General features: G+C 59.5%; 12 protein-coding genes and 1 pseudogene. 3 read left to right on the forward strand and 10 right to left on the reverse strand.

Going from position 1 to position 13,921, the window contains the following annotated elements; translation table 11 throughout:
- Positions 1-162: 162 nt before the first annotated feature.
- Both ABIB48_RS08765 and galU read right to left on the reverse strand, forming a co-directional pair.
- The gene (locus ABIB48_RS08765) at positions 163-780 is read right to left on the reverse strand and encodes a GNAT family N-acetyltransferase (protein WP_354212781.1); all 618 of its coding nucleotides are present in this window, start codon (positions 778-780) and stop codon (positions 163-165) included.
- A 4-nt stretch (positions 781-784) separates the two neighbouring features.
- A complete protein-coding gene (gene galU / locus ABIB48_RS08770) occupies positions 785-1,687 on the reverse strand; it encodes a UTP--glucose-1-phosphate uridylyltransferase GalU (RefSeq protein WP_354212782.1) in 903 nt (300 codons plus the stop codon).
- A gap of 81 nt (positions 1,688-1,768) precedes the next feature.
- Here galU and ABIB48_RS08775 point away from each other — a divergent pair, with 81 nt between their 5' ends.
- Complete coding sequence (locus tag ABIB48_RS08775; protein WP_440148747.1) at positions 1,769-2,461, forward strand: 5-formyltetrahydrofolate cyclo-ligase; 693 nt, start codon at positions 1,769-1,771, stop codon at positions 2,459-2,461.
- A 182-nt stretch (positions 2,462-2,643) separates the two neighbouring features.
- Positions 2,644-2,805 (forward strand): annotated as a pseudogene (locus ABIB48_RS08780) (FmdB family zinc ribbon protein); the annotation flags it as partial.
- 14 nt (positions 2,806-2,819) lie between these two features.
- On the opposite strand, the gene ABIB48_RS08785 reads toward ABIB48_RS08780, so the two are convergent.
- Positions 2,820-3,089 carry a hypothetical protein gene (locus ABIB48_RS08785; protein WP_354212871.1) on the reverse strand — a complete coding sequence of 90 codons (270 nt, stop codon included), beginning with the start codon at positions 3,087-3,089 and terminating at the stop codon, positions 2,820-2,822.
- A 104-nt stretch (positions 3,090-3,193) separates the two neighbouring features.
- On the opposite strand from ABIB48_RS08785, the gene ABIB48_RS08790 reads away from it, so the two are divergent.
- On the forward strand, positions 3,194-4,084 hold the full coding sequence (locus ABIB48_RS08790; protein ID WP_354212784.1) for a CpaB family protein: 891 nt from the start codon (positions 3,194-3,196) through the stop codon (positions 4,082-4,084).
- Here the strand turns inward: ABIB48_RS08790 and ABIB48_RS08795 are convergent.
- The 7 genes from ABIB48_RS08795 to ABIB48_RS08825 all read right to left on the reverse strand — a co-directional run bounded on the left by ABIB48_RS08795 (position 4,081) and on the right by ABIB48_RS08825 (position 13,888).
- Positions 4,081-4,593: a hypothetical protein gene (locus ABIB48_RS08795; RefSeq protein ID WP_110105622.1), complete on the reverse strand. Its 513-nt coding sequence runs from the start codon at positions 4,591-4,593 to the stop codon at positions 4,081-4,083. The two genes, ABIB48_RS08790 and ABIB48_RS08795, sit on opposite strands and share 4 nt — an antisense overlap.
- Before the next feature lie 17 nt (positions 4,594-4,610).
- Entirely contained in the window at positions 4,611-8,768 is a 4,158-nt protein-coding gene (locus tag ABIB48_RS08800) for a DUF4011 domain-containing protein (protein ID WP_110105621.1), read from the reverse strand.
- A 109-nt stretch (positions 8,769-8,877) separates the two neighbouring features.
- Positions 8,878-10,467, reverse strand: coding sequence for a glutamine-hydrolyzing GMP synthase (gene guaA / locus ABIB48_RS08805; RefSeq protein ID WP_110105620.1), 1,590 nt, complete (start codon positions 10,465-10,467; stop codon positions 8,878-8,880).
- A 123-nt stretch (positions 10,468-10,590) separates the two neighbouring features.
- Positions 10,591-11,115, reverse strand: a complete 525-nt coding sequence (locus tag ABIB48_RS08810) for a DUF3817 domain-containing protein (protein ID WP_110105677.1) — start codon at positions 11,113-11,115, stop codon at positions 10,591-10,593.
- Between the two features lie 11 nt (positions 11,116-11,126).
- Positions 11,127-11,996 carry an SURF1 family protein gene (locus tag ABIB48_RS08815; protein WP_354212785.1) on the reverse strand — a complete coding sequence of 290 codons (870 nt, stop codon included), beginning with the start codon at positions 11,994-11,996 and terminating at the stop codon, positions 11,127-11,129.
- An 88-nt stretch (positions 11,997-12,084) separates the two neighbouring features.
- Positions 12,085-12,576, reverse strand: a complete 492-nt coding sequence (locus ABIB48_RS08820; protein ID WP_218868038.1) for a PTS sugar transporter subunit IIA — start codon at positions 12,574-12,576, stop codon at positions 12,085-12,087.
- A 184-nt stretch (positions 12,577-12,760) separates the two neighbouring features.
- The gene (locus tag ABIB48_RS08825) at positions 12,761-13,888 is read right to left on the reverse strand and encodes a GuaB3 family IMP dehydrogenase-related protein (protein ID WP_110105618.1); all 1,128 of its coding nucleotides are present in this window, start codon (positions 13,886-13,888) and stop codon (positions 12,761-12,763) included.
- Between the last annotated feature and the right edge of the window lie 33 nt (positions 13,889-13,921).

Consider the following 13,921-nt stretch of genomic DNA (forward strand, 5'->3'; position numbering starts at 1 on the left):
GGGAAACAGAACGCTCCCAGCATTACTGCCGGTGTGTCGCTCGCCAAGGCAGAAAAACTGACATTTCTTACATTATGTGAACGCCCCGGCTTCACAAGAGAGGCCATATTTCATACTTGCGCACTTTGCACGCTAGGCCAACTCAGGCTGACTCAGGCCAGCTCAGGGGAACTGGGCCATCCATCGGGCAAGAATTCCCTCGGGAACTTCCTCGTCCGTCAACGCAAAGCTCCGATGATCCGCCCATTTGCCATTGATGTGCAGGTAGCGGGGACGCAAACCTTCATCTCTGAAGCCCAATTTCTCCACAACACGCAAACTCGCGGCGTTCTCCGGACGAATGTTGATTTCCATCCGGTGCAGCCCCATCACCTTAAAGCAGTGGTCGGTGGCCATGGCAACAGCTGTCGGCGCAATGCCCCGGCCTGCCCGGCCCTGATCCACCCAATAGCCCAAGGTGGCTGACAGTGCAGATCCCCACACAATGGAGGAAACGGTCAATTGCCCAACAATTGCTGGTTTCGGCGTGCCTGGCTGCCGCTCCGTGATGATAAATGGCAGCGCGGATCCCTGCCGCGCCTGTTGGTTCAGGACGCGGACCATTCCCGCATAGGTGGGAAGCTGGTCCGGCCCTGCGGGGCTGCTTGCTTCCCAAGATTCCAGCCACGCAGCGTTGCGTGTGCGTACCCGTGTCCACTCACGTTGATCACGAATCTTGATGGGGCGCAGGATCAAATCGCCGCATTCCAAAGTCACCGGCCAGATGGCCTGCCCCCACACGCAGTTATGCCTTGAGTTCGGCGGTGAATTCGCCCAACCATTCGCGTAGATCCTCGCCCAGATCATCGCTTTCGCAGGCCAGCGTCACAACAGCCTTCAAGTAGCTCAGCTTATCTCCCGTGTCGTAGCGGCGGCCGCGGAACACCACACCGTAGACCCCGCCGCCTTCGCCCTCCATAGTTGCCAGGGTTTGGAGTGCGTCGGTCAGCTGAATTTCATTGCCGCGTCCGGGTGCCGTGTGTTCAAGGACTTCAAATACTGCCGGGTGCAGCACATAGCGGCCAATGACGGCCAGGTTGGACGGGGCTTCCTCTCTAGAGGGCTTCTCCACCAGATGGTTGACCCGAACATACTTCTCACCATCGATCACTGTCATATCGGCACAGCCATAGGAAGAAATCTTCTCCGCAGGAACTTCAATCAACGCCACCACAGAGCCGCCGGTACGTTCCTGAACTTCGATCATGGTGGTCAGCAGTTCATCGCGCTCATCGATCAAGTCATCACCGAGCAGAACCGCAAACGGCTCATTGCCCACGTGAGTCTTGGCGCGCAACACTGCGTGCCCCAGACCCTTGGGGTCACCCTGGCGGACATAGTGAATTTCGCCGAGGTCGGTGGCATGCTGGACCGCCGCGAGACGTTCGCGATCGCCCTTTTCCTCCAGCAGTTGCTCGGTGACCGGAACCCGGTCAAAGTGGTCTTCCAAGGCGCGCTTGTTGCGCCCTGTAATCATCAAAACATCGGTCAGTCCGGCGTTGACAGCTTCCTGAACCACGTATTGAATGGCAGGCTTGTCAACAACAGGCAACATTTCCTTAGGCATGGCCTTGGTCGCGGGCAGGAATCGGGTCCCCAAACCAGCTGCTGGAATTACCGCTTTACGTACATGCTGTGCAGAAGTCATGCCCCAAGAGTAACCGAACTCCGCAGAATTCCCCCGCTATTGTAATCTGGACATCATTTCCCCCGCACTGATTGGAGCGCAGTGGCCCTCCCGAGCAAAGTTTCCTTGCGCGCCCGCCTTAGAGCACGACGCCGAGCGGGCACCAATTCCGCCGTAGGCCCCGAAACGGTGGGTTCAGACGGCGCCCACCTGGCAAGAGTGACTCTGGAATGGCTCGCCGCCTTGAACGGCAGCCATCCCGGCATGATTGTTCTTGCCTATATATCAACAGCTCACGAGCCCCCCACTGCGGAGCTTCTGCGGGCTTGCACTGCGGCAGGCTACAAGGTTCATGTACCAGTGTGCGAACCCGATTTTCAGCTCAGTTGGGTCCGGTGGGACCCCCAGTCCGAACTCGTCAGGAGCACCCTCGCCCCCGTTATGGAGCCGTGCGGCCCCCGCGCCTCCTACGAGGAACTCGCAGGCGACTCTTCGGTGGCGCCTTCTTCGGCGGCACCTTCTGGGGCGCCAGCTTCGGCAGGTGCCGGGGCGCAGGTCCTGGCAATCATTGTTCCGGCGTTGGCGGTAGATGCAACAGGTGCACGTCTGGGCCAAGGCGGCGGCTACTACGACAGGTTACTGGCCCGTTCCCCCGGAGTCCCGCTGGCTGCAGTGATCTATGACAATGAATTCCTGCCCGCCGGAGATCTCCCACACAACAGCCTCGATATGCCCGTCAACTATGCGTTGACTCCCTCAGCCTGGATTCCCCTTGGCCGAGCAGCAATTCTCTAAGCCCGCAGCTACTGCCCGAGTCAGCTAGTTAGGCCCAACCACGAGGTACAGCAATGACGCCCTCCTCTAATGTTTCCCACAGGCAACGCTCCCCACAAGGCATTGTGACTGCCGGTGATAGAATTAGTGTTAGGGACCGTGGATTGCCAGCCGAATCGCTGTCAATTACAAGGTCCTTAAGCATGCATCCAGGAGGAACTTCAGTGCCCACGTACGCTTACGCCTGCAAAGATTGCGGCCACGCTTTTGACATCCAGCAGACCTTTTCCGAGGACTCCCTGAGTGTCTGCCCCGAATGCCGCGGCACGCTGCGCAAAAAGTTCAACTCTGTGGGCGTGGTTTTCAAGGGATCAGGTTTCTACCGTACTGATTCCCGCAGCACCTCAAGTTCCGTGCCTGCCGCCGCTTCTGCAACAACCGGATCCAGTGCCGGCTCAGCTGGCTCAGAATCTGCTTCCTCAGGCTCGGCAAGCGCTCCCAGTAGCCCGTCCAAGACTCCTGTTGCTGCCAGCTCTGGCAGCTCGACCAGCTGAGACTCCTTGCCAATCCGCGCACTGGTTGAACCCGGGCTAACCTCACTGCGGGTGAAACCCAGGCTAGAATCCTGCCAAAAAATTCTCTGCCCCAAGTACTAGAACTGCTACTTCCCTCACACGTGCAACCGCGGTTGAGTTCTCCACAATCCCGTTAGCGCACCTTTTTTAGTGCCCTGGGAATCCCTACCGTGGACTCATGAAGACAGCCCGGTCTCCCTCAAAAGCACAGTCCTTCCCAGGCCCTTCGTGGCAGTGGAATAGCTGGGCGAATCACTCCTCACGGCCCACTGCTTTTGCGAGGCTGCTGCGGGTTGCCAAGCGCCGCAAACGGCTACTGGCAGCACTACTTTTATGCTTGGCTGCTGCGTTGAGCGTGCAACTACTGACCCCCTCCGCAGCAGCAACTGACCAGGTTCTTCTGGCATCGCGGGATCTACCTGCGGGACACACTCTTGGTCGCGCCGATGTGGTGCCGGCAGCCGTGGCACACGCCATGGTGCCAGACGGGGCGTTTTCGCCGGACCTGGCCGGGCCCCCGAGCCCCAGTAAGACCACAGGGCTGCCACAGGAACGGCCACAAGCTCCAGCGCAGTATCCGGCGCAGACTCTAACTCAGGATTCGCGCCAGAGTGTGTGGCAGGGCCGCCAACTCTCTGGCCCTGTACGGCGGGGCGAAGTCCTGACAGATGCCTCGCTGCTGGGCAATGAACTCCTCATAGGCTCACCTCCGGGGACGGCAGCTGTCCCCTTGCGGGTCAGCGATCCCTCAACGCTTGCCTTGTTGAGCCAGGGCCAATTAGTGACGGTGGTGCTCAGCCGCTCCGAAGCATTGGACGGACCCGTGCGCAACGAGGTACTAGCCGCGGCTGTCCCTGTTCTTTGGATACCAGATTCGGCCCCGGCAAACACGCTTCTGGCTACCCAGAACGTTGAGGGCTTGGTAGTTGTGGCGGCTTCCGCTGACCAGGCTCTGCAACTTGCGGGCGCCAGCGGCTACGGCAAGGTATTTTTGATCATCGTTCCACAAGACGCCCCCACGCCAGTGCTCAAAATGCCCATCAAAGAGCCTAGCAAAGGGCGCGGCTAGGAGCGGGACGCTTTCACCTGGGCGAAGAACCTACTGGATTCAGGCAAATAGCACAGGGATACTGCCACGCCACCCAAAACCACCTGGGCCAAGGTAGTAAACCCTTCCGGGTAGCTGACGCCCACCAGCTGTATGAGTGTCAGCGCTACGAGGACCCCACTAGCAGAGCGTGCCCAGGTTCTGCCACGGGTCAGGTAAAAGCTGAAAAATACATAAGCACCGGCTGTCACCAGCCCCGCCAGGACCACTGTGAGCACACCCATGTTTTGGTAGGCTTCGATGCTGGGCGTCTTGCCGGCCATCGCAGCAATCTGCTCTTCCAGAGCTGCACGTCTATCAGGTGAGGCAGCATGTATCAGGGCAAAAACGCTTGCAACAATCTGCATGATCGCGGCAAGCCAGAGGAGCCTGGCAGCCGCTGTAACTAATCGTGGTGTTACGGGCCTGCGGGTTCCGGGCTTGTCCTGGCGAAAGGCATTCAGGCCGGGGATTTTTGGCGGCGTGGCCATAGTGGTCCTAACATTCTTTATCCCCAGTGAGGGGGTTTGTTCTCTCGCAGCCAGGCGTCATGTCCACGGTCTGAGGTGTCATCGCCCCAGGTGTGGTCGGCATCGTGCGGCGCAATTTTGGGCAACAGCTCTGATTCAGGTGCTGTCTGTGCAGGAGTATTTTCTGTTGCCCCGTCTGGTGCGGATACCAAGTTTTCGTCCCTAGTAGTCTCCGCTTGCTCACCCACGAGCCGTTCTCCTTCTTCAGTTTCTTTCGGTGTGCTGGCAACGGCAGGTTGTTCCTGCGCTGCTTCTAAGGTTTCGCCACTCTGCTCACCATCTGATCCTTGACGGCGGCGTGAACGCGGCGAATCAATCACCGCAGTCATGGAGGTGTCCAAGGTGGTACCCATGAGGGATGCCAGATCAGCTTCACCTGCACCGGATCCCATGCCGAGGTATTGGGCTATCTGGTCAGCGCAGCTCGAGGGGTCGGTAAAGACTTCGATGGTCCACAGCGGCACATAGCGCCAGCCCAGGCGTTCGAGCATCTGCGGGCGGAGCCTGCTGCGTTCACGCACACTCATCTTCTGGTACTTGGCCGTACCATCGGATTCCACAGCAACGGGCACGGGGATTTCGTGGTCGGCGCGGCCCAACAGCGCCAAGTTATCCGGTGCAGCCGCCATGTCCAAGGCACCGTCATAATGGTGCCAAACACGGGCGCCCCGGGCCCGGAGCCTGTCGGCCAGATCCGCCACGAGAGGATCTTCCCCGGTTTCCTTCTCGCTATCCACTGCCCGGCTCGCAGGGTTGCCGAGTAAGGAGTTACCGGCCATTTCGCGATCCAGCAGTTCAAAGAAATCAACAGCACCAAAGCTTAGACGGCTTCCATCAAGGTCTTCAGGCCTAAAGCACGTGACAATGTGGATGTGCGAACGAGCCCGTGTCATGGCCAACGCAAATTTTGCGCGACCGTCCGGTTCTGACAACGAGCCAAAGCCGTGCAGGGCCCGACCATGCGGGGTACGGCCATAACCGAGCGAGAAAATGACCCTGTCCCTGACCAAACCAGCGGCCCTGTCCACAGTGACCACACGGAAGGACTCCGGTCCCGAGGCAAAGAACTCGCTCAGGAGAGGATGGTTTGCCATCTGCAGTCGAATTGCCTGAGCCACCCGTACCGCGTGACGTTCACTGGCGGTGATGATGGCCAACGATTCCCGGGGGCGCACACGTGCATGTTCAAAGACCAGATCAACCACGCGGTTCACCTCAGCCACAACTGATTCCACGCCGCCACTGTCGCTGCCGGGCAGGCCCTTGCCATCGGGCAGATAATCCACCGTGATGGCACGTTCGAGCCCGGTGACGGTCCGCCCGTCGGGCAGACGTTCAAGCTGTGAATCGTAGAAACCACTGCTGAGCTGGCGAATCAACTCTTCATCAACTGCTCGGTAGGAAACCGTCAGCCTGTGGCGCGGCAAAATTCTCGATAGCGCCCCAAAGATGCTTTCAAGGGGATGCTGCTCAACCTCACGTTGATCAGGAGCGCTCACCGCCACCGTAAAACTCTTCGGGCAAGCAGTTTGCTCGTCACCGAAGGCCACCACTTGGCTGGCGCGTGCCAGTGAGGGAAGCGCTGACTGCAACGACGTTGATTCGGCGTCGAGAATGAGAACCGTGTCGAAGCGGTAGCCGGCAGGGATGGCTGCCGGTACCACCAGTGGACTGAGCACAAATACGGGAGCCAGGTTGCGGAGCAGGTCCGGGGCTTGAGCACTTAGGGCAGCCAGCGAGACCCGCCCATCCTTGAGGACGTTGCGAAGCATCTCACCTTGACGGTTGCGGCCAGCCAAAATCTCTTTCCACTGCTGCGCCAAGCCCCAACGGATACGCCCGGGTCCGGAAGCAACATGTGCCTGGTCTGCCAAGCGGAACTCAGCTTCCAAGCGGCGGAGGTTCTCGCCGTCGGACATGGCAAGGTACTCATCACCACTGATCATGGCTTCCAGCGCAGACTGCCACCACGCCAGCTCCAGTTCAGAACTGGTTTGTGAGGCGGGCACCTCCCTCTGGGCAAGGTCCTCAAGCAACTCGCCCAGACCTTGTTCCCGCATGCCTTCAAGCAGCAGCGTGCGCTCGGGCAGAGTTTCCAGAGTTTCCTGCGAACCGACCAGCGCCTCAAGCCGGCCAACCAATTCTCTGGCGTTGAAATTCAGCAGATCCCCGCCATCCACAGTGCGTTCCAGAACGGCACCTAGCTTGAGCAGCTTTTCACGCAGGGCAATGAAGCTGCGGCTCAGCTCCGCCAGGCCGGAAGGCACGGTGGGGTGGCGCTTGCTCGTGGCGGCTTCAGCCCACAGGGCCCTTTGTTCATTAACAAGGACCAGCGAGGCGTGGAGGTCTGCAATGTGCACGCCAGGTCGTACCAAGTCCTTGGCATTGCGGCGGAACCGCGCCCGCTGCAGGGCAGGCATATCAATACCGTGTTCCCTGCGCCATGCGGTGGTTGCGGTCGCGGCAATCATCTCATCCGTTGACCAGTCAAAAATATCGGCGCTGAACTTATCAAGGCTTTCCCGGATGGCTACCAGCATGTTCAGCTGGCGTCCCCACTCGGCAAAAGTACTACCCTGACGGATCTGACCAAATTCGGCCACTTCGCGCATCTTCTTGGAAAACTCTGGCACCTGGGTATGTAGTTGCTCCGCCAACGCGAAGGCACCTTCGGTTTCCTTGCGGGTGACCATGCGGGCACCATGCCAGGCGCTGCTGACAGCCACCTGACTGAAGGCACCCAGCTCGGCGGCGCGGCGCAGCCTGGAGCTGAGATCCTTGCGGTCGCGGATACTATCCAACACGCTGCGTTTAAGCCGCACCGTGGTGGAGGGGGCCGGGTGAATGGAGGTCAGCTCGGCCAGTGATTGCATGGCCTGGTAGGGCGAACAACCCCACCGTTCACGCACGTTGTGCAGGCTCGCCACATGATCCACCAGCTGGTGGCGGTGATCAACCAAGGTTTCGTGCAAGCTGCCCACAGTAGGTTCCACAGCTTTTTCGTTGCGTGTGATGGCACGGATCAGCTGCGATTTGATTTGTTGCGGCCCGCTTTGGGCGCTGAGTTGGAGCAACAACGAATCGAGATCGTGTTCGCTGAGAATCTGGGCCAGCTCATTGAGCGTGCCGCGCCGTTCACCCACTACCAGGACGGATTTGCCGTCGTGGACGAGCTGGGCGATGGCGTTGATGGCCGTCTGGGTTTGACCCGTACCGGGCGGGGTGGACACCAGCACGGATTCGCCGGCGCGGATCATGTCCAGTACGTACTGCTGCTGAGGATCGGCGTCCAGTACCAGGATCTCATCCTCGGGCTGGCGATCATCCAGAGAGACGAAGCGTGAAAAGTCGGGTTCTAGCTCAACAGGCAGGACATCATCACTGCTATGGCGCTGTACCAGCTCAACAAGTTCGGTGCCCTCGAGCAATGCAGCGTCACTGAGGTTATCAGTGAGGAAGGCGAACGTGGATACCACCAGCTCATGATCCACCGTGGCGTGTGGAATGGGTGCCAGCAATGACCGGACACGGTCCAGAACGGGGGCCGGATCAAAGCGTGCGGTGCTGTAGGCCAGCCGGCCCAGCGCCAGCGCGTCCATATGAATGGTGGTGTGCTGGCCCAGGTATTTGACCAGGGCAGGGTTAATTTGTGCCTGCTCCATGAGTTGGAGCTCGTAGTCGTCCTGTCCTGGGCGGACGGTTAGTGCCACGGCGGCCAACAGGACAGGCGCGCAAACATTGTCTTCGTTACTGGTTTGGGCAGGCCAACGGGCCATCCCGGCACCGAGATAACCGACGTCGATTCCGCGGTCAGTGCTCAGTTCAAAAATCTTTGCCCGCAGCGCGGCGGCAGCCTTCTTTGCAGCGCCGTAGTGTTCCGGTTCCCGGATCAAGGTAGATAGCCGGGTCTTGCGGCCAGCCAGCAGCTGGGCCAGACCCGATGGGTGGGCGTGTGTAAGAGAGATGCTGCCGTGTGCGGTCATTGCAAACGCCAATGCGGTGTCGGAACCGGAGTATGAGTCCAATCCCGCAAGCCAGGCTTGGAACTCCAAGGAGCTCTCCTTGGGCCCTGCAACTTCGGACACGGGTGCCTTCTTCTCTGCACTTGAGCGGAACGGTCTTGACCATACTGACATGTGATTCAGGCTATCGCGCCCAGCCCTTTTTGCCTGATCGGCACACTGGAGAACGCCAAATTAGGCCCGAAATATCGGGTTTTGGCGCTCTCCAGCGTTGCCTACCGGATTACTCCCACTCAATGGTTCCCGGCGGCTTGGACGTGACGTCCAGAACCACACGGTTAACACCTTCCACCTCATTGGTGATTCGGTTGGAGATCTTTGCCAGCAGGTCGTACGGCAGGCGTGACCAATCGGCGGTCATGGCATCTTCTGAGGACACCGGGCGCAGCACGATCGGGTGTCCGTAGGTGCGGCCATCGCCCATGACACCAACACTGCGTACATCGGCAAGAAGCACAACAGGCATCTGCCATACCTCGTTGTCCAGACCGGCTGCGGTCAGCTCAGCACGGGCAATGGCATCTGCCTTGCGGAGCAGTTCTAGGCGTTCGCCGGTGATTTCACCGACAATGCGGATTCCCAGGCCTGGACCGGGGAACGGCTGGCGGCCAACAATCTCGGCGGGCAGGCCAAGCTCGGCACCGACAGCACGGACTTCGTCCTTGAAGAGGGCCCGCAACGGTTCCACGAGCTCAAAACGGAGGTCCTCGGGCAGTCCGCCAACATTGTGATGGCTCTTGATGTTTGCTGCGCCTTCGCCGCCGCCGGATTCGACGACGTCCGGGTACAGGGTGCCCTGGACGAGAAACTTAATCTCTTCGCCGTCCAAAGCGGCCTCAGCCATGATGGCCCGTTCGGCTTCTTCGAAGGCGCGAATGAATTCACGGCCAATGATCTTGCGCTTGGTTTCCGGATCTGAAACACCGGCAAGGGCGTTCAGGAAGCGGTCCTGCTCGTTGGCAACGTACAGCTTGGCACCGGTGGATGCCACGAAGTCGAGTTCAACCTGCTCGGCCTCGCCTTGGCGCAACAGGCCGTGGTTGACGAATACGCAGGTGAGCTGGTCTCCCACGGCGCGCTGAACCAGGGCTGCTGCAACGGCTGAATCAACGCCGCCGGAGAGTCCACACAGAACCTTGGCGCTGCCGATCTGCTTGCGGATCAGCGCCACCTGCTCATCCAGAATGCTGGTGGCAGTCCAGTTCTTTTCCAGCTTGGCGCCGTTGAACAAGAAGTTCTCCAACACCGTCTGGCCAAACTCTGAGTGCTTGACCTCGGGGTGCCACTGCACACCGAAGAGGCACTTTTCCTCATTGGCGAAAGCAGCAACGGGAGCGCCGGCGGAAGTTGCCAGTACATCGAAGCCTTCGGGAGCCTGCTGAACAGAGTCACCGTGGCTCATCCATGTGGTCTGGGAAGCGCCGGTGGCGCTGAGAATGGAGCGGTCTTCGCCCACCAAATTCACTTCAGTGGAACCGTATTCGCGCGCTCCTGTTTCAGCCACGGTACCGCCAAGGGCGGCAGCCATGGCCTGGAAGCCGTAGCAAATACCCAAAACAGGAATTCCGGCTTCAAACAGGTCTGCACCTACGGAGGGTGCGCCTTCCGCGTAGACACTTGATGGTCCACCGGAGAGGATGATGGCAGCCGGGTTTTTAGCCAGCAACTGCGCAGTTGTATAGGTATGCGGCACGATTTCCGAGTACACATTGGCCTCACGCACACGGCGCGCAATCAACTGGGCGTACTGGGCACCGTAGTCCACAACCAGGACGGGCTTCTGGGAAGTCTGGGCCTTAGCGGGAGTAGTCACGCAACAATCTTAACCTACTGAGGCAGGCTCGCGCTCCTTACCCTCCCGCGGAGTGATGAGCGCCTCATCCAACCAAAGCCCTCTCGCGAGTGCGGGAGGGCTTTGGTGCGGCTGGCGGCTGCCTTAGTACCGCTTGCCAGCCTTGGGGTTTGCGGCAACTTCGGCCACAACTTCTTTGTGCACTTTTGCTTCAACAAAGAAGGATAGGAACGGCACCACACCGCCCAGTGCAATCAGTACCAACCTGCTGAACGGCCAACGCATGAGCGTCCATAGACGGAAATCAGCAATGAGGTAGATGACGTACATCCAACCGTGCACAATCAACACCGTGGTGGAGAGGTTGACGCCGCCGGTGATAGGCATGACTCCTCCGTCAATATTGACCAGGCCGAAGCCGTGCGCGGCTCCCGCTGTATCAGTTCCGCCAGCCACCAGAACGCTGGAGAAGGCGTAACGGATAATCAGCTCCACCACCAGAAGTAGCAACATAACACCTGTTGCGTAGGCAAGATACTTGTAGAACTTCAGTGCCGAGAGAATCTGGGCGGGAGTACCACCAAAACGACGCTTGGGCGCCGCCTTCACTGCGGGCGGCCCGCTCGGATCCTTAGCGGAAGGGGCTGTGGGTGTTGCTTCTTTGTTCATAGGGTCGGTCACTACCGGCGCTCCTCATTCTGTTCTTCAAGTACTGCTCGGTGTTCATCAGGTTCAACGTCAGTGTCGTCGTCGTCGTTCCCCTGGTCTATGTCAAAGAGTTCATCCTGTTCACGGCGGTAGTCATCCGCTACCAACCGCCACCACATGAATAGTGCGAATCCGGCGAACACCACCCATTCAATGGCATAGAAAATGTTCAGCCAATTAACCTTGTCATTCTGATCGGCAGCCGTGACGGTGATGGGTAGGAGCGTCCCTGTTGTGGACGATGCGCCAACATCCTGTCCGTCAACGATTTCCTGCTGCGAGACAATGAAGGCGGCATAGCTGCTGACATCCCAGAGATTTGTCAGCTCTGCCGTGGACAATGCGCCCACTTGCCCCTCGGGGAGGTTGCGCGAAACTACCGGGCCTTCTGAGTTCAGTAGGCGCCCGCTCAGCTGGAGAGTGCCGGCGGGGGCTTTCGCTGCGTCACCGGGTTCTGCGATCCAGCCGCGGGCCACCGGAATGACTACTTCACGAGTGGCAGCAACACCTTCTACCCGGGGTGCATCATCAACCACAAAGGCCGTGACAACCCAGTAGCCCTGCTGCTCATTTTCAAGCCGTGAAGGAACCAAGACTTGTTTGTCGGCAGCGAAATGACCGGTAGCTGTGACGAGCTGTCCCTCAATATTGCCTGTCATGAGCTTGCCAGGAACCATGGTCTCGCTCAGCGGCTGCACTTTTTCAGTGACCGAGGGTGGGGCAACGTCTTTTTGCATGGAACGGGAAAATTGCCACTGGCTCAGAAGTACAAGAACGGCGGCAACGGCCAGCGCAAACACCAGTGCGGCTATCCATTTGGGCTTTACAGCAGTTTTCAACACATATCAACGGTACTTCGTATCCATGTAGAACAGCGAATGCGGCCGGCATTTACAAAGAAAGCGTGGCCGGGCCCACACATGGGCGGGGTTAGTGGTCGAAGAACACCAAGGTGGAGTTGATCAGTTCTGCGATGACCTCTTTGTCATGGGCGCGGCGCAGGGACTCCCGGAAGTTTTCCTTGAACAGGGATCTGGCCAAGGTGGCGAGTACTTCCAAGTGTGCGGAGAAGGAACTGGCGGGTGTGGCTATCAGCAAGATCACAGTGGCGGGGCCGTCAACGGCACCAAAATCCAGGCTGTGATCAAACTTGGTGACGCCTACGGCGATGGAAATTTGCTGAACAAATTCGCTTCTTGCGTGGGGCAACCCAATACCTCCGGGCAGACCTGTGGCCATTTGGTGCTCCCGGGCGTTGACATCGCGCAAGAATCCGGACAGATCGGAGATGCGTCCCTGGGCAAAGAGCTTTGCTCCCAATTGTGCTGCGGCGTCTTCTTTGCTCTCCGCCACCATTTCCAAAATAACCAACCCAGGGTTGGTCAGTTCCGTCTCATAACGTTCCAGCGAGCCCGATATCATGAGTGCCTTTCCAGGGTGTGCAGCAGCAAAAGTCGTATCCTCAGTCTAACTGCCACGGTCTGCTCTAGGTCGTTGAGCCGAGCTGAGCGCAAGGCACCGCTGAGCGTTAAGTGCCAAGGAGCCCCGGCCACTCATGGGCCGGGGCTCCTTGCTGCCGTCAGGGTTGTGACGGCGGGATGAAAAATTACGCCGGGTTGACGATCACATCAATGCGCTGGAATTCCTTCAAATCGGAGTAACCGGTGGTGGCCATGGACCGGCGCAGTGCACCGATCAGGTTGGCTGACCCATCAGCGCGGTGGGCCGGGCCGTACAGCACTTCCTCCAACGTCCCCACGGTATCCATCTTCACACGGTGTCCACGCGGCAGTTCATGGTGGTGTGCCTCCGCACCCCAGTGCCAGCCCTGACCGGGTGCCTCGGAGGCGCGGGACAAAGCAGCACCGAGCATGACAGCGTCGGCGCCCATGGCAATGGCCTTGACGATGTCGCCGCTGGAGCCCATGCCGCCGTCGGCAATGACATGCACGTAGCGTCCGCCGGACTCATCCATGTAGTCGCGGCGTGCTGCTGCGACGTCAGAGATGGCGCTGGCCATGGGTGAGCGGATGCCCAAGGCGCGGCTGGTGGTGGTGGAGGCGCCGCCGCCAAAACCGACCAGGACGCCCGCTGCGCCAGTGCGCATGAGGTGCAGTGCGGAGGTGTAGCCTGCTGCGCCGCCCACAATAACCGGGACGTCGAGTTCGTAGATGAACTGCTTGAGGTTCAGCGGCTCCGTGGTTTTGGAGACGTGCTCTGCCGAGACGGTGGTGCCACGGATCACGAAGATGTCAACGCCTGCGGCAACCACTGTCTTGTAAAACTCTTGTGTGCGCTGCGGGGTCAGGGACCCGGCCACTGTCACACCGGCTGCGCGAATCTGAGCCAACCGGGCGGTGATGAGTTCGGCCTGGATCGGTGCGTTGTAGATTTGCTGCAGGCGCAGGGTGGTCTCGGGGTTGACCACCGAACCCTCCAGCGCGGCGATCTCATTGAGCACCGGCTGCGGATCCTCGTAGCGGGTCCAGAGGCCTTCTAAGTCCAGCACACCCAGTCCGCCCAGCTTGCCAAGTGCAATGGCAGTCTCTGGGGACATGACGGAGTCCATGGGTGCGCCAATCACGGGCACCTCGAACTGGTAGGCATCTATCTGCCACTTCACCGAAACATCCTGGGGATCGCGAGTGCGCCTTGCCGGCACAATCGAAATCTCATCCAACGAATATGCGCGGCGCCCACGCTTTCCACGGCCAATCTCAATCTCATAAGTCACGCCCCTAGCCTAGCGCAGGCGGCGCTACAGGCA

The sequence above is a fragment of the Arthrobacter sp. UYCu511 genome, from assembly GCF_040547105.1.
Classification (GTDB): Bacteria; Actinomycetota; Actinomycetes; order Actinomycetales; family Micrococcaceae; genus Specibacter; species Specibacter psychrochitiniphilus.